This is a genomic window from Geomonas terrae (genome assembly GCF_004791675.1).
GTDB lineage: Bacteria > Desulfobacterota > Desulfuromonadia > Geobacterales > Geobacteraceae > Geomonas > Geomonas edaphica.
In genome coordinates this window covers 1,434,309-1,449,776 of record NZ_SRSC01000001.1, presented here as the reverse complement: position 1 = coordinate 1,449,776, position 15,468 = coordinate 1,434,309, and the positions used below count along the sequence as shown (strand labels likewise).

Genomic DNA, 15,468 nt, shown 5'->3' with positions numbered 1-15,468 from the left:
AAGTCGATGTTCAACAACTGCCGCGCCTATGGCCTTTAACCCGTACGGTGCAGCCAAGGTGGAGACGCTTCTTGCGGAGGTCTTCTATCGAACGTTGAACGCTGAACGTTGAACGGGGTTTCAGGAGGTTTTATGAATTCAGCCGCATGGATCGAGAAGGGCGACAAATATATCATGAAGACGTACGGCCGGTACCCGCTGGTCCCGATGAAGGGCGAGGGGTGCTACCTCTGGGACGCGGACGGCAAACGCTACCTCGACTTCCTGGCCGGGGTGGCCGTCAACAACCTGGGGCACTGCCACCCGAAGGTGACGGCGGCACTCGCCAAACAGGCCGCGGAGCTGATCCACTGCTCCAACTACTACAACATCCCGACCCAGATAGAGCTCGCCGAGCTCCTTTGCAACCTCTCCTTCGCCAACAAGGCCTTCTTCTGCAACTCGGGCGCTGAGGCGAACGAGGCGGCCATCAAGCTCGCCAGGAAGTACAGCCGCGAGAAGTACGGCCTCGACCGCTACGAGATCATCACCGCCATCTCCTCCTTCCACGGCCGCACCATGGCGACCGTATCGGCCACAGGCCAGGAGAAGGTGCAGAAATTCTTCGATCCGCTCCTGCACGGCTTCCGTCACATCCCCTTCAACGACGCCCAGGCACTCAGGGAGGCCATCGGCCCCTGCACCTGCGCCGTGATGCTGGAGCCGATCCAGGGCGAAGGCGGCGTGGTCGTCCCCGACGCTGCCTACTTCCAGGAAGTGCGCAAGATCTGCGACGAGAACAACCTGATCCTCATCTTCGACGAGGTGCAGGTCGGCATGGGGCGTACCGGCAAGATGTTCGCCCACGAACACTTCGGCATCACCCCTGACATCATGACCCTCGCCAAGGCGTTGGCCGGCGGCGCCCCGATCGGCGCCATGCTCGCCACCGACCGGCTCGCCGAATCCTTCACCCCGGGCACCCACGGCTCCACCTTCGGCGGCAACCCGCTCGTGACCGCCGCGGCAGTCGCCACGATCCGCGCCATCCAGGAGGAAGGCATCCTGAACCGGACCGAGGAGATGGGCGAGTACCTGATGGGCGAACTGGAGGCGCTGCACAAGAAGTTCCCGAGCCTCATCAAAGACGTGCGCGGCATCGGCCTCATGATCGGCGTCGAGCTCACCATTCCCGGCGGCGACATCGTGAAGACCGCACTCTCGCGCGGGCTGCTTTTGAACTGCGCCCAGGAGAAGGTGCTCCGCTTCGTCCCGCCGCTCATCGTCGGCAAGAAGGAAGTGGACGAGATGATCGCCGGGCTGACCGAGATCCTGGCCGCGCTCTAAGAGCTGCAATGACGTTTCAATGTGCCCAGATCCGGCACTATCAAAACAGAGAAGCGAGAACCGCAAACCATGAAAAAAGACTTCCTGGCCCTGAGCCAGTTCACCAAAGCCGAGCTGGACGCCATGTTCACCCTCTGCAAGGACCTCAAAGCCAAGACCAAGAGCGGCGTCGAGCACCACCTGCTTAAGGGCAAGTCGCTCGCCATGATCTTCGAGAAGTCCTCGACCCGCACCAGGATCTCCTTCGAGGTCGGCATGTACCAGCTGGGCGGACACCCGCTCTTCATCTCCAGCAAGGACTCCCAGATGGGCCGCGGCGAGCCGATCAAGGACACCGCCCGCGTCATGGCACGCTACTGCGACGGCGTCATGATCCGTACCTTCGCCCAGGAGACCGTCGAGGAGTTCGCCAAGTACGCCTCCATCCCGGTCATCAACGGCCTCACCGACCTGCACCACCCCTGCCAGATCATGGCGGACGTCTTCACCGTGATCGAGCACAAGGGGAGCTACGACGGGCTCAAGTTCGCCTGGATCGGCGACGGCAACAACATGGCGAACTCCTGGATCGAGGCGGCCGCCATCTTCGGCTTCGACCTGACCCTCGCCTGCCCGGAAGGCTACGACCCGAACCCGCAGGTGCTCGAGTGGGCGAAGAATAACGGCACCTCGAAGATCGTGGTCGTCCGCGATCCCAAAGAGGCCGCGAAAGACGCCGACGTCCTTAACACCGACGTCTGGGCCAGCATGGGACAGGAAGAGGAGCAGAAGATCCGCGAGAAGGCCTTCGCAGGCTACCAGTTGGACGAGAACCTCCTCGCCCTCGCCAAGAAGGACGCCCTCGTGCTGCACTGCCTCCCCGCGCACCGCGGCGAGGAGATCAGCGATGGCGTGATCGAGGGCCCCAACTCCGTCGTCTGGGACGAAGCAGAGAACCGCCTGCACGTGCAAAAGGCCATCATGGCCACCTTGATGAAATAAGAACAGACAGGCCATACCCGAAAGGGACGGCCCGCCGATCAACGACCAAAGGAGAACCCATGGCAAAGAAAGAAGTGAAAAAGATCGTCCTCGCCTACTCGGGCGGGCTTGACACCTCCATCATCCTCAAGTGGCTCAAGAACGAGTACGGCTGCGAGGTGGTGACGTTCTCCGCAGACCTCGGCCAGGGCGACGAGCTCGAGCCGGTACGCGAGAAGGCCTTCAAGACCGGCGCCGACAAGGTGTACATCGACGACCTGCGCGAGGAGTTCGTGCGCGACTTCGTGTTCCCGATGTTCCGTGCCAACGCGATCTACGAGGGTTCCTACCTGCTCGGCACCTCCATCGCCCGCCCGCTCATCGCGAAGCGCCAGATGGAGATCGCCCAGATCGAAGGTTGCGACGCCGTCTCCCACGGTGCGACCGGCAAAGGGAACGACCAGGTGCGCTTCGAGCTTGCCTACTATCACTTCAACCCGGCCATCACCGTGGTTGCACCGTGGAGGGAGTGGAAGCTCAACTCCCGCCAGGCGCTGATCAACTACGCGAAGAGAAACGACATCCCGATCCCGATCACGAAGAAGCGTCCTTGGTCTTCCGACAGGAACCTCCTGCACATCTCCTTCGAGGGTGGCATCCTGGAGGACACCTGGCTGGAGCCGCCCGAGAACATGTACGTGCTCACCAAGTCGCCGGAGAAGGCCCCCAACAAGCCGCAGTACATCGAGATCGAGTTCGAGAAGGGTAACGCGGTCGCAGTCGACGGCGTGCGCATGTCCCCGGCGGAGCTTCTGGCTCACCTGAACACCATCGGCGGCGAGCACGGCATCGGCCGTGTCGACCTCCTCGAGAACCGCTCGGTCGGCATGAAGTCCCGCGGCGTCTACGAGACCCCGGGCGGCACCATCCTGCGCGAAGCCCACATGGCGGTCGAGCAGATCACCATGGACCGCGAGGTCATGCACCTGAGGGATTCCCTGATCCCGCGCTACGCCGAGATGATCTACAACGGCTACTGGTTCTCGCCGGAGCGCGAGATGATGCAGTGCATGATCGATGACTCGCAGAAGACCGTGAACGGCGTCGCGCGCCTCAAGCTCTACAAGGGCCACGTGCGCACCGTGGGCAGGAAGTCGGAGTCCGACTCCCTCTTCAACCTCGACTTCGCGACCTTCGAGAAGGACCAGGTTTACAACCAGGCGGATGCCGAGGGCTTCATCAAGCTGAACTCGCTCAGGCTCAGGATCCGCTCCCTGATGCTGGCCAACAAGAAGTAGGTAAAGGGAAGTATCTGGAGGCTCATAGGGGCACGAGACACTCGTGCCCCTATCCGTGTATATGGAGCAAAACGGTTTCAAGGCGAGTCACATCGTCACTTCGGTGGTCGCGGTCATCATCGACAACGATGGCAGGGTGCTCCTCACCAAGAGGAACGTCCCCCCTTTCCAGGGGGAATGGGTGATGCCCGGCGGCAAGATCGACCTCGGTGAACCGATCGTGGCGGCCCTCAAGCGCGAGGTATGGGAAGAGGTCGGCCTCGAGGTGGAAGTGGGAGACCTGATCGACGTCTTCGAACACGTGACGCCGGGAGAGGACAACTACCACTTCATCATCATCTATTACCGGTGCACGCCGCTTTACTGCGACGTTAACCACAACAAGGACGAAGTGGCCGAGGCCCGCTGGGTCGAGCCGGGCGAACTGGAGCAGTACAAGATCCCCGCCGGCGCCCGCTTCATCCTTACTAAGATCTTTGAAACCAATTGACAATTGACGATTGACAATTGATACGGCGACCTGCCATCTCATACTGGCAAAGCGCAGCGTCGTGACAATTGGCACTTTTCTCCGGGCGTTAATTGTCAATTAGTCAATTTTCCATTGTCAATCGGGGTGCTGCTTGGTCAAGATCGTCGAGAAACAGGTCCAGCTTGATTTTCCCCTCGGGCATCACCTGCACTGTCTCATCGCGCAGATACCGAACCGGTTGCAGCGCCGCGATCATCTGTTCACGCTCGTCGACGCCGAGGAACAGTGGCGCCTGGTGCGCAGCGTACTCGACCTGGTCGCCGAAGGCTCCGGCAACCTGAAGCGACTGCACTTCCTGATGTTCCCCGAGACCTCGGTACCGCTCTCCCGGTTCGACGACCTGCTGAACATCATCGACGAGCGCTTCCGCCCCAACACGGTCACCATGTTCGGGCTCGAACAGATCCGATTGGAGCAGTACCGTGCGCTCCTCAGGCGCTTCGAGGAGGACAACGCCGAGGCGCTCGACTGCGTGGAACGCGACATCGACTCTGGCGACATCCTGGGGATGCCGGTCAACTGGTGCTGCATCGCCATCAAGGAGCGTGACGGGCGGCTCAGGGTCTTTCTGGAGGCGAAGACGCACCCTTTCCGGGGCGAGGAGTTCCTGGACAAGGACCACGACCTGTACCGGGGGCGGCACTTCTACCTGTTCCGCGCCCAGCCGGCCTGCTTCAATTTCATGACGGTCATCTGCCTTGATTACCTGTACCGGGACCTCTACTCCTCAAACATCAAGCAGATCATCGATCACGCGGACCGGCTCTTCTTCACCATGAGGCAGTCGCTCGACGCCCTCTTCGTGATCCAGTGCAACCCGAAGCCCGAGCACCGCTCATACCGCGAGGTGCTCTCCGGCTTTTACGGCGAGTTCCTGGAGGATACCCCCGGCGTGCGCGAGACGGTGACCGTCTTCGGCAACTGCTCGGACGAAAGCGAGATCGAAGGGGTGCGTTGCCAGAGCTGTTACGGGGTTTCCTTCGTGGTGATCAGCGCGCGCCACAAGATGTCCCCCTTCCAGGACCGTGAGTTCGCCAGCGACGATTTCGAGGGCGCACCGGTCTGCCGCCTGCGCTTCGGCACGGGAACGAGGCTTTACTACTTCAACCTGCCGCTCTACCACGAACTCGACCCGAGAAGCTCGCGGGTCCCCCTGAAGGTGCACTCGGTGCTGCGCTGGACCGACGACGCGGGATGGGTGAAGGTGGGGGACGGCGAGGGGCAGGTTTTGTAAAAAGGATTTCAACGCAAAGACGCAGAGGCGTGGAGACGCAAAGTAAAAATCTGTGACGGGGTAAGACACTACAGCCTTTTCTTTGCGCCTTAGCGGCTTGGCGTCTTTGCGTTAAAGAAGTTGCAGTTCAACAAAAATCAGCAGCAGGAGACCGAAAGACATGTCCAAAGACAAACTGTGGGGCGGACGCTTCACCCAGCCCACCGACAAGTTCGTAGAAGAGTTCACCGCCTCCATCAACTTCGACAAGCGCCTGTACCACCAGGACATCCGCGGCTCCATCGCCCACGCCACCATGCTCGGCAAGCAGGGGATCATCCCGGTTGCGGACGTCGAGGCAATCGTGCACGGCCTCAGGGAAATCCTGGACAAAATCGAGGCTGGCGATTTCGACTTCTCGGTCTCCCTGGAAGATATCCACATGAACATCGAGGCGCGCCTCTCCGAGAAGATCGGCGACGCGGGCAAGAGGCTCCACACCGGCCGCTCCAGAAACGACCAGGTGGCCCTCGACATCCGCCTCTACATGCGCGACGAGCTGGTGGAAATCTCCGCCTACATCGACCTCCTGATCGACTCTCTCATCTACCAGGCGGAAGAGAACTTGGGCGTGATCATGCCCGGCTTCACCCACCTGCAGACCGCACAGCCGATCCTCTTCTCGCACCACATGATGGCCTACCACGAGATGCTCAAGCGCGACAAGGGGCGCATGGAGGACTGCCTGAAGCGCACCAACGTGCTGCCGCTCGGCGCGGGCGCCCTGGCCGGGACCACCTTCCCGATCGACCGCGAACACGTGGCGGAGCTTTTGGAGTTCCCCGAGGTGAGCAGAAACTCCCTCGACTCGGTCTCCGACCGCGACTTCGCCCTCGAGTTCTGCGCCGCCGCCTCGATCCTGATGATGCACCTCTCCCGCTTCGCCGAGGAACTCATCCTCTGGTCCACGAGCGAGTTCAAGTTCGTTGACCTCTCCGATTCCTTCTGCACCGGCTCCTCCATCATGCCGCAGAAGAAGAACCCGGACGTCCCGGAGCTCGTGCGCGGCAAGACCGGCCGCGTCTACGGGAACCTCATGTCCCTGCTCACGCTGATGAAGTCGCTCCCGCTTGCATACAACAAGGACATGCAGGAAGACAAGGAGCCGCTCTTCGACACCATCGACACCGTGAAAGGGTCGCTGAAAATCTTCGCGGACATGGTGCGCGAGATGAAGGTGAACGCGGCCCGTATGAAGGTCGCGGCCGCTGCCGGCTTCTCCACCGCGACCGACGTGGCGGACTACCTGGTAAGAAAGGGAATCCCGTTCCGCGATGCGCACGAGATCGTTGGTAAGGCGGTGCGTTACTGCATCGAGAACGAGATGGACATCCCGGAACTCTCCCTCGCCGAATGGCAGATCTTCTCTGGACGTATCGAGGACGACATCTTCGGCGCCATCACCCTCGAAGCATCGGTCAACGCACGCAAGGCGACCGGCGGCACCGCGCTCGAGCGGGTGAAGGCCGAGATCGCCCGGGCGAAGGAAGGACGCTAGCCGTGGCGGCATCGCGTCGACTCCTTCCCGCCGTTGCAGTTGCGGCGTCGCTTGCCATCCTTGCCGGGTGCGGCAAGAAGGGAACGCTCGTCCCCCCCGAGGCGCTGGTCCCGGCACCGATCGCCTCGCTCGCCGTGGCGCAAAAGGGAGGCGAACTCCAGGTGAGCTGGAGCGGACCCGGTAAGCAGGAGGGGGGAGGAAAGCTCGAGAACCTCGCCGGCTTTCTCCTGTTCCGGCGCAACGTGCTCCCACCCGGTGAGGACTGCGAGGAGTGCCCTGGTGCCTACAGCCAGCTCGCCAAGGTGGACCTGGAGCTTCCCGAAAGGGTGCGTCGGGCCGGGGGGCTCTGGATCTACGACGACTTCGACCTGCAGAAAGGGCGGACCTACCAGTACAAGGTGCGTTCCTACAGCAAGGACGGGGCGCAGAGCAAGGACTCCAACAAGGTGCGGCGCTCCGCGGTCACGCCCCCGCTTCCTCCGGTGCTCGAGGCGCACGGCTCTCCCAACGAGGTGGAGCTGAACTACGTCGCCCTCCCCCCGGAGGAGGGAACCTTCGTCGGGTACAACATCTACAAGAGCAAGAAGGACGAACCGGCGCCGCTCGCTCCGGTCAACAAGGAGCCGCTTGCCGGTACCACCTACCGGGACCAGGAGCTGGTGCTCGGGTTGGCCTACCGCTACACGGTGACGAGCGTTGCCAAGGTCGGCGCCGATACCGTCGAGAGCGCCCCCTCCAATGTCGTAGAAGCGGGGCTCGTGCTGCCGGAGTAGGCACGTTGCCTTTTCAGGTGGTTCATGATAATAACCGGGAACGCTAAATAACATGAAGACGCCCTTCGCGGGGCGTATTTGGAGCAGGCATGAAGATTACAAGAGCAGAGGTCGAGCACGTAGCAAGGCTCGCCCGACTGGAGCTTACCGACGCGGAGCTGGACACCTTCACCGGCCAGATGGACGGCATCCTAGCCTACGTCGAGAAGCTGAACGCACTGGACACCGACGGCATCGTTCCCACCTCGCACGCGGTCCCCATGGAGAACGCCTTCAGGGCCGATGAGCCGACCGGCTCGATCGGCGTGGAGAACGCCCTCGCCAACGCGCCGCTGCGCGCCGAGAGCTTCTTCAGGGTGCCCAAGGTCATCGAATAGTCAGTCTAGTTTGACCAGTCCGACAGGTCCGACTGGTCGGACACTACAAGATCGGAGTGTTTAATGGAAATTTTCGACCTTACCATACACGAGCTGCACGACAAGCTAAAGGCGAAGGAGGTCTCCTCCGTAGAGGCTACCCGCGCCATGCTGGACCGCATCGAGGCCGTGGACGGCCAGGTGAACGCCTACATCACGGTGACCCCGGAGCAGGCGCTCGTCGAGGCTGAAGCCGCGGACCGCCGCATCGCTGCAGGCGACATCGCACCCCTCACTGGCATCCCGATGGGGCTCAAGGACATCTTCATCACCAAGGGGATCCGCACCACCTGCGGCTCCCGTATCCTGGAGAACTTCGTCCCCCCCTACGACGGCACCGCGGTCGCCAAGCTGAAGGAACAGGGCGCGGTCATCGTGGGGAAGCTGAACCAGGATGAATTCGCCATGGGAAGCTCCAACGAGTCCTCCTACTTCGGCCCGGTGAAGAACCCATGGAACCTCGAGTGCACCCCGGGCGGCTCCTCCGGCGGCTCCGCCGCTGCCATCGCCGCGCGCACCGCTACCGCGACGCTTGGCACCGACACCGGCGGCTCCATCCGCCAGCCCGCCTCGCATTGCTCCTGCGTCGGCGTGAAGCCGACCTACGGCCGCGTCTCCCGCTACGGCGTCATCGCCTACGCCTCCTCGCTCGACCAGGTCGGCCCGCTCACCCGCGACGTGACCGATGCCGCCCTCCTTCTGGGTGCGGTCGCCGGTTACGATCCCAAGGACTCCACCTCGGTCAACACACCGGTGCCGGATTACCTCGCGGGGCTTAAGACCGGCGTCAAGGGGCTGAAGATCGGCCTCCCCAAGCAGTACTTCATCGAAGGGCTCGACCCGGACGTGAAGCGCGCCATGGACGAGGCGATCGCCCTGTACAAGAGCCTGGGCGCGGAACTACGCGAGGTGAGCCTGCCGCACACCGAGTACGCCGTCGCCACCTACTACCTGATCGCCACCGCCGAGGCGTCCTCGAACCTCGCCCGCTACGACGGCGTCCGCTTCGGGCACCGCGCCGAGGAGATCCGGGGCCTGAAGGAGATGTACGCGAAGACCCGCGCCGAGGGCTTCGGCTCCGAGGTTAAGCGCAGGATCATGCTCGGCACCTACGCGCTTTCCTCCGGCTACTACGACGCCTACTACGTAAAGGCCCAGAAGGTCAGGACGCTGATCATGCAGGACTTCCTGAACGCCTTCAACGAGGTGGACGTGCTACTCACCCCGATCGCGCCGACCCCGCCCTTCAAGATCGGCGAGAAACTGGCCGACCCGCTGCAGATGTACCTCTCGGACATCTTCACCATTCCGGTGAACCTGGCCGGGACCTGCGGCATCAGCATCCCCGCCGGTTTCAGTGCGGCGGGACTCCCCATCGGGCTGCAGCTGATCGGCAAACCGTTCGGCGAAGCGACCATCCTCTCCACCGCGTACGCGTTCGAGCAGGAGACCCAGTGGCACCTGAAGAAGGCGCCGCTCTAACACCTAAAAAAAGCTTTTCGGAGCCACTATGAAATATCAGGTCGTCATCGGGCTTGAGGTACACACCCAGCTCACCACCAACACCAAGATCTTCTGCGGCTGCTCGACGAAGTTCGGCTCGGAGCCGAACTCCCAGACCTGCCCGGTTTGCTTAGGCTTCCCCGGCGCGCTTCCGGTCCTGAACCGGCAGGTGGTGGAATACGCCATCCGCGCGGGCCTCGCCACCAACTGTTCCATCACCCAGAGAAACGTCTTCGCCAGGAAGAACTACTTCTACCCGGACCTCCCCAAGGGGTACCAGATCAGCCAGTTCGACCTCCCCATCTGCCAGCACGGGCACCTCGACATCGAGGTGGAGGGGGAAACGAAGCGGATCGGCATCACCCGCATCCACATGGAGGAGGACGCCGGCAAGCTTGTGCACGCCGACCTCTCCGAGGTGGGGGACGATTCCTGCGTCGACCTGAACCGCGCCTGCACGCCGCTTCTCGAGATCGTCTCCGAGCCGGACATGCGCTCCCCGGACGAGGCGATCGCGTATCTCAAGAAGCTGTACCAGATCGTCATGTACCTGGGCATCTGCGACGGCAACCTCGAGGAGGGGAGCTTCCGCTGCGACGCGAACGTCTCGCTCATGCCGGTAGGCTCCACCGTCTTCGGCACCCGCGCGGAACTGAAGAACATCAACTCCTTCAAGTTCATCAAGCAGGCGATCGAGTACGAGATCGAGCGCCAGGCGGAGATCCTCGACGACGGCGGCAAGGTGATCCAGGAAACCCGCCTCTTCGACCCGAACACCGGCACCACCCGCTCCATGCGCGGAAAAGAGGAGGCCCACGACTACCGCTACTTCCCGGACCCGGACCTCGTCCCGGTGCTGATCGCGGACCAGTGGATCGAGGACGTGCGCGCCGAACTCCCCGAGCTGCCGGAGGCGAAGCGCGCCCGCTACGTCGCCGAGCTTGGGCTTCCCGAGTACGACGCCGAGGTGCTTGCCTCGAGCCGCGAGCTCGCCCAGTACTACGAGGAGACCGTCGCCCTCTTCCCGCAGGCTAAGATCGTCTCCAACTGGGTCATGGGCGAGGTGGCCCGCGCCCTCAACGAGGACAACAACCGCTCCATCACCGACTGCCCGGTCACCCCGGCACTCCTCGCCGACCTCCTGAAGCTCATGGAGAAGGGGACCATCTCCGGCAAGATCGCGAAGACCGTCTTCGACGAGATGTACAAGACCGGCAAGGCGCCGGAGAAGATCGTCGAGGAGAAGGGGCTGGTGCAGGTCTCCGACACCGGGGCCATCGAGGCGATGGTCGACGAGGTGCTGAACAACAACCCCGGCCAGGTCGAGCAGTACCGCGGCGGCAAGGAGACCGTCTTCGGCTTCTTCGTAGGCCAGGTGATGCGCGCCTCCAAGGGAAAAGCAAACCCCGCCGTGGTGAACGAGCTGCTGCTTAAGAAACTGAAAGCATAAAGACCAGACAAGGCAATTAACGCCAAGGCGCGAAGACGCGGAGAAAAGCTATTCGGGGTTAAGACCTTAAACCCGTTTTACGGTTTACCCTTTGCGTCTCTGCGGCTTTGCGTCTTTGCGTTAAAGCTTTAAAACGAGGTGGACGATGTCCTTCAGAACCATAGAGTGGCGCGACAACAAGGTGATCATGATAGACCAGACGAGGCTCCCCGCCGAGGAGGTCTACAACGAGTACACCGACTTCCAGGGGGTCGCCGAGGCGATCCGCGGCATGGTGGTCCGGGGGGCTCCGGCCATCGGCATCGCCGCCGCAATGGGGGTTGCCCTCGGCGCCCGTGAGATCATCGCGGACGGCTTCGACACCTTCTACCGCCAGCTTGAAAACGTCTGCGACGTGTTAGGCCGCACCCGCCCCACCGCGGTCAACCTCTTCTGGGGTCTCGAGCGCATGAAGCGCGTGGCGCTGCAGCACAAGGAACTGGACCTGCACTCGATTCGCGAGCTTCTGAAGGCCGAGGCGATCAGCATCGAGGCGGAGGACCTCGCCATCTGCAAGGAGATCGGCCGCCACGGCGCCGCGCTCGTCAAGGAAGGGGCTTCCATCCTCACCCACTGCAACGCCGGCGGACTCGCCACCGCAGGCTACGGTACAGCGCTCGGCGTGATCCGCGGCGCCCACGAGGCCGGCAAGAACATCCGCGTCTTCGCCGACGAAACACGCCCCTGGCTCCAGGGTGCGCGCCTCACCGCCTGGGAGCTGATGAAGGACTCCATTCCGGTGACGCTCATCTCGGACAACATGGCGGGCTGGCTCATGAAGAGCGGGCAGATCGATTTCTGCGTCGTCGGCGCCGACCGCATCGCCGCCAACGGCGACACGGCAAACAAGATCGGCACCTACAGCGTCGCCGTCCTCGCCAAGGAGAACCGGATCCCGTTCTACGTGGCGGCCCCCATCTCCACCCTTGACCTGAAGCTTTCCAACGGCGACCAGATCCCGATCGAGGAGCGCGCCCCGGAAGAGGTGACCAAGGTGCAGGGGGTATCCATCGCACCGGAAGGGGTCAAGGTCAGGAATCCCGCCTTCGACGTCACCCCCGCCCGCTACATCACCGGCATCATCACCGAAAAAGGTGTGGTGCGCGGCGATTACGAGAAGGAACTGAGAGCACTGGTCGGACTATGAGCCGCCTTTCCGACCTCGCCGCACTGCTGCTGTCCGCCCTGTCGCAGCCGGACAAGGGTGACCTCCCCCATCTCCTGGAGCAGGGGGGCTTCAGCTACGGTGCACGCACGGTCGAGAACCTGAGGCTTCTTTCCGAAGTGCTGCCGGGCGAGCGGCTGGTCGAGGTGGCCATCGCCTCGCTCGCCGCGCCCATGCCGGACATGGCGCTGAACGGCCTCGAGCGCATCAGCACCATCGTCCCGCGCGACATGCTCGTCAACCTCTGCTCACGCCGCGCGCTCACCGCGCAGCTCATGAACATCTGCGGTTCCTCCCCCTTCCTCACCACCATCATCTGCCGCGATCCATCGGCACTGCAGCGCCTCTTCATGGACCGCGAGATCATGATCCGGCGCAGCGAAGAGGAGATGCTGGAGGCTCTGCGCCAGCGCATCCCGGAAGGGACCGGGTACGCCGAGATCTTCTCCCACCTGCGCCGTTTCAAGTACGCCGAGATGCTGCGCATCGCCGCCCGCGACCTGAACGGTCTCGCCCCGCTGGAGGAAGTCACCGCGGAACTTTCCTCCCTTGCCGCCGCGGCGCTGCAGATCGCCTACGAGACCGCCTACCGCGAGCTCGTGCGCGAACACGGCACCCCGATGGAAGAGGGGCCCGACGGGCCGGTACCGGCCGAGTTCACCATCATCGGCATGGGGAAGTTCGGCGGGCGGGAACTCAACTTCTCCTCGGACATCGATCTCATCTACTTCTACTCGTCCGACAAGGGGGAATGCACCGGCGTCCCCGACGGACGCGGCGGCTTCAGGAACAAGCTGTCCCTGCACGCCTTCTTCGTGAAACTCTCCGAGATGGTGAGCCGCGCCATCTCACAGGTCACCGAGGACGGCTTCGTCTTCCGTGTCGACATGGGCTTGAGGCCCGACGGCAAGGGGGGGGACCTTGCCACCTCGATGCGCTCCGCCGAGGTGTACTACGAGGCGTGGGGACAGTCTTGGGAGCGCGCCGCCATGATGAAGGCCCGTCCCGTGGCCGGTTCTATCGAACTCGGGGAGCGCCTGCTCGCCGCGCTCACCCCCTTCGTCTACCGCCGCTACCTCGATTACAACCTGATCGAGGACATGATGGCGATGAAGAAGAAAATCGACGCCTCGCTCGCCAGGAAGCAGGAGGGTGAGGTCAACATCAAGCTCGGACGCGGCGGCATCCGCGAGATCGAGTTCTTCATCCAGGCCCTGCAACTGGTCTACGCCGGGAAGAACCCGCAGTTGAGGGAGCGCAACTCGCTCAAGGCCCTGAAAACCCTGTACCAGGCCCGCCTCATCAAGGAGATCGATTGCGCCTCGCTCTCCGACGCCTACCGCTTCCTGCGCACCGTCGAGCACCGCATCCAGGTGGTGCAGGAGCGACAGACCCACGCCCTGCCCCGCAAGGACGAGGAACTCTCGGCCCTGGCGCGGCGCTGCGGCTACCTCAGAAAGGACGGGCAGCAGCGTTTCAGCGAGACGCTGGAGCGGCACCGCCGCGCCGTCTCCGCCATCTACGGCGACCTTTTCCTGTCGCGCGACGAGAAGATCAAGGAGGAGGTCCTCCCCGAGGTTCACTTCTTCTTCGACCACAACGCTGACCCCGACCTCATCAAGGACATGCTCGAGGAGCGCCGCTTCGAGCACCCGGACGCCGGCTACGAGAACCTCCTCGTGCTGCGCGACGGCCCGGCCAAGGTGAACCTCACCGAACAGGGGCGCCGCACCCTCGAGAAGATCGCGCCCCTCTTCTTGCAGGAGGTCTTCTCGGCTCCCGACCCCGACCTCGCCCTCACCAACCTGGAGCGTTTCCTGTCCTCGCAGCGGACCAGGTCATCTATCTACGCCCTGCTGGCCGAGAACCGGGACATCCTGAAGCTCCTCACCTCGCTTTTCGGGATGTCCGAGTTCCTCTCGAAGATCTTCATCGGGCACCCGGAACTGCTCGACAGCATGGCCTCGCACGAGTACGCCTACCTGCAAAAGGAACGCGCCGCCATGGCGAAGGAGCTGGATACCTTCCTCACCCAGGCGGACGGTTTCGAGGAGCAGTTGGACGCCATGCGAAGCTACCGTCACGAGGAGTTCCTGCGCATCGGCATGAACGACATCTACGGCAAGATGAAACAGCCGGAAGTGGCGCAGCAGCTGACCGATCTTGCCGACGTGACCCTCGCCGCCGCCTGCTGCATGGCGACCGGAGAGCTCGCCCGTTTCGGGCGTCCGATGGTGGTCGAGGAGGACGGCACGAAGCATGAAGCCTCCTTCGCCATCGTCGCCATGGGGAAATTGGGGGGCTTCGAGCTCAACTACCACTCTGACCTCGATATCATCTATATCTACGACGGGCAGGGGTTCACCGACGGCGAGAAGAGCATCACCAACCGCGAGTACTTCGCCAAACTCGGGCAGAAGATCATCCTGGTACTCACCACGCAGACCCGCGAGGGGTACGCCTACAAGATCGACACGCGGTTGCGCCCGTCCGGCAACGCAGGACCTCTCGTCACCTCGTTGGAGTCCTTCCAGAGCTACCATGCCACCGAGGCGCAGATCTGGGAGCGCCAGGCGCTCACCAAGGCGCGGGTGACCTACGGCGATCCGCGTCTCAAGGCTGCCATCGAGCGGGTCATCGAGCAGACGGTCTACGGTGCCAGCGCCGACGACGGGGTGCGCGCGGAGATCCACCGGCTCAGGATGCGTATGGAGAACGAGCTGGCCAAGGAGTCGACCGGCAGCTACAACATTAAGACCGGGCGCGGCGGCATGGTGGACGTTGAGTTCATCATCCAGTTCATGCAGCTCAGATACGGCTGCAAGCACGGTGAGATCCGCTGTCCCAACACGCTTGAAGCGATGGACGCCATGCGCATGCAAGGGCTTCTCTCCGAGCCGGATTACCAGGCCCTCGCCGAGGGGTACCGTTTCCTGCGTCGCCTGGAGAACCGGCTGAGGATCATCCACGACTACTCGATGAACGATCTGGGCGGACCGCTCAAGTACCTGAACAAACTGGCGAGACGCCTTGGTTACGATCCGATGCTCAAGAACCCGGGACAGGCGCTCATGGCCGATTACGAACGGGTCACCGAGGCGGTGCGCGAGGTGTACGGCAGGATACTCGGAGGCGAAGGCGAGTCAGCAGTACCCCCTCGCCCTACGGGAGAGGGGCAGGGGTGAGGGCTGCGCCATGGGCATCGCCCTCACTCGTCTGCGGCCGTCCTCTCCCG

12 protein-coding genes are annotated in these 15,468 nt (G+C 62.9%); all 12 read left to right on the top strand.

Translation table 11 applies throughout. The features are described from left to right. Positions 1–132 precede the first annotated feature (132 nt). The 12 genes from E4633_RS06165 to glnE all read left to right on the top strand — a co-directional run bounded on the left by E4633_RS06165 (position 133) and on the right by glnE (position 15,418). Positions 133–1,326: an acetylornithine transaminase gene (locus tag E4633_RS06165; protein ID WP_135869348.1), complete on the top strand. Its 1,194-nt coding sequence runs from the start codon at positions 133–135 to the stop codon at positions 1,324–1,326. 69 nt (positions 1,327–1,395) lie between these two features. Continuing rightward, positions 1,396–2,307 (top strand): ornithine carbamoyltransferase, encoded by a 912-nt coding sequence (gene argF, locus E4633_RS06160; RefSeq protein ID WP_135869347.1) that lies wholly within the window; start codon positions 1,396–1,398, stop codon positions 2,305–2,307. Positions 2,308–2,366: 59 nt separating this feature from the next. After that, the gene (locus tag E4633_RS06155) at positions 2,367–3,584 is read left to right on the top strand and encodes an argininosuccinate synthase (protein ID WP_135869346.1); all 1,218 of its coding nucleotides are present in this window, start codon (positions 2,367–2,369) and stop codon (positions 3,582–3,584) included. Positions 3,585–3,645: 61 nt separating this feature from the next. Next, complete coding sequence (locus E4633_RS06150; protein ID WP_135869591.1) at positions 3,646–4,074, top strand: NUDIX domain-containing protein; 429 nt, start codon at positions 3,646–3,648, stop codon at positions 4,072–4,074. 133 nt (positions 4,075–4,207) lie between these two features. Continuing rightward, entirely contained in the window at positions 4,208–5,350 is a 1,143-nt protein-coding gene (locus E4633_RS06145) for a hypothetical protein (protein WP_135869345.1), read from the top strand. A gap of 160 nt (positions 5,351–5,510) precedes the next feature. Then, the gene (argH, locus tag E4633_RS06140) at positions 5,511–6,887 is read left to right on the top strand and encodes an argininosuccinate lyase (protein WP_135869344.1); all 1,377 of its coding nucleotides are present in this window, start codon (positions 5,511–5,513) and stop codon (positions 6,885–6,887) included. A 2-nt stretch (positions 6,888–6,889) separates the two neighbouring features. Further along, on the top strand, positions 6,890–7,660 hold the full coding sequence (locus E4633_RS06135) for a fibronectin type III domain-containing protein (RefSeq protein WP_135869343.1): 771 nt from the start codon (positions 6,890–6,892) through the stop codon (positions 7,658–7,660). 89 nt (positions 7,661–7,749) lie between these two features. After that, on the top strand, positions 7,750–8,037 hold the full coding sequence (gene gatC / locus E4633_RS06130; RefSeq protein WP_135869342.1) for an Asp-tRNA(Asn)/Glu-tRNA(Gln) amidotransferase subunit GatC: 288 nt from the start codon (positions 7,750–7,752) through the stop codon (positions 8,035–8,037). Positions 8,038–8,100: 63 nt separating this feature from the next. Then, positions 8,101–9,558 carry an Asp-tRNA(Asn)/Glu-tRNA(Gln) amidotransferase subunit GatA gene (gatA, locus tag E4633_RS06125; RefSeq protein ID WP_135869341.1) on the top strand — a complete coding sequence of 486 codons (1,458 nt, stop codon included), beginning with the start codon at positions 8,101–8,103 and terminating at the stop codon, positions 9,556–9,558. Between the two features lie 28 nt (positions 9,559–9,586). Next, the gene (gene gatB, locus E4633_RS06120) at positions 9,587–11,029 is read left to right on the top strand and encodes an Asp-tRNA(Asn)/Glu-tRNA(Gln) amidotransferase subunit GatB (protein ID WP_135869340.1); all 1,443 of its coding nucleotides are present in this window, start codon (positions 9,587–9,589) and stop codon (positions 11,027–11,029) included. A 145-nt stretch (positions 11,030–11,174) separates the two neighbouring features. Continuing rightward, positions 11,175–12,215 carry an S-methyl-5-thioribose-1-phosphate isomerase gene (mtnA, locus tag E4633_RS06115; RefSeq protein ID WP_135869339.1) on the top strand — a complete coding sequence of 347 codons (1,041 nt, stop codon included), beginning with the start codon at positions 11,175–11,177 and terminating at the stop codon, positions 12,213–12,215. Continuing rightward, the gene (gene glnE / locus E4633_RS06110) at positions 12,212–15,418 is read left to right on the top strand and encodes a bifunctional [glutamate--ammonia ligase]-adenylyl-L-tyrosine phosphorylase/[glutamate--ammonia-ligase] adenylyltransferase (RefSeq protein ID WP_135869338.1); all 3,207 of its coding nucleotides are present in this window, start codon (positions 12,212–12,214) and stop codon (positions 15,416–15,418) included. The genes mtnA and glnE overlap by 4 nt, the downstream gene beginning before the upstream one ends. Positions 15,419–15,468: the final 50 nt, after the last annotated feature.

Coding starts and splice junctions, on each gene's coding strand:
- E4633_RS06165 (WP_135869348.1), top strand. CDS start 133: ATGAATTCAGCCGCATGGATCGAGAAGGGCGACAAATATATCATGAAG.
- argF (WP_135869347.1), top strand. CDS start 1,396: ATGAAAAAAGACTTCCTGGCCCTGAGCCAGTTCACCAAAGCCGAGCTG.
- E4633_RS06155 (WP_135869346.1), top strand. CDS start 2,367: ATGGCAAAGAAAGAAGTGAAAAAGATCGTCCTCGCCTACTCGGGCGGG.
- E4633_RS06150 (WP_135869591.1), top strand. CDS start 3,646: ATGGAGCAAAACGGTTTCAAGGCGAGTCACATCGTCACTTCGGTGGTC.
- argH (WP_135869344.1), top strand. CDS start 5,511: ATGTCCAAAGACAAACTGTGGGGCGGACGCTTCACCCAGCCCACCGAC.
- gatC (WP_135869342.1), top strand. CDS start 7,750: ATGAAGATTACAAGAGCAGAGGTCGAGCACGTAGCAAGGCTCGCCCGA.
- gatA (WP_135869341.1), top strand. CDS start 8,101: ATGGAAATTTTCGACCTTACCATACACGAGCTGCACGACAAGCTAAAG.
- gatB (WP_135869340.1), top strand. CDS start 9,587: ATGAAATATCAGGTCGTCATCGGGCTTGAGGTACACACCCAGCTCACC.
- mtnA (WP_135869339.1), top strand. CDS start 11,175: ATGTCCTTCAGAACCATAGAGTGGCGCGACAACAAGGTGATCATGATA.
- glnE (WP_135869338.1), top strand. CDS start 12,212: ATGAGCCGCCTTTCCGACCTCGCCGCACTGCTGCTGTCCGCCCTGTCG.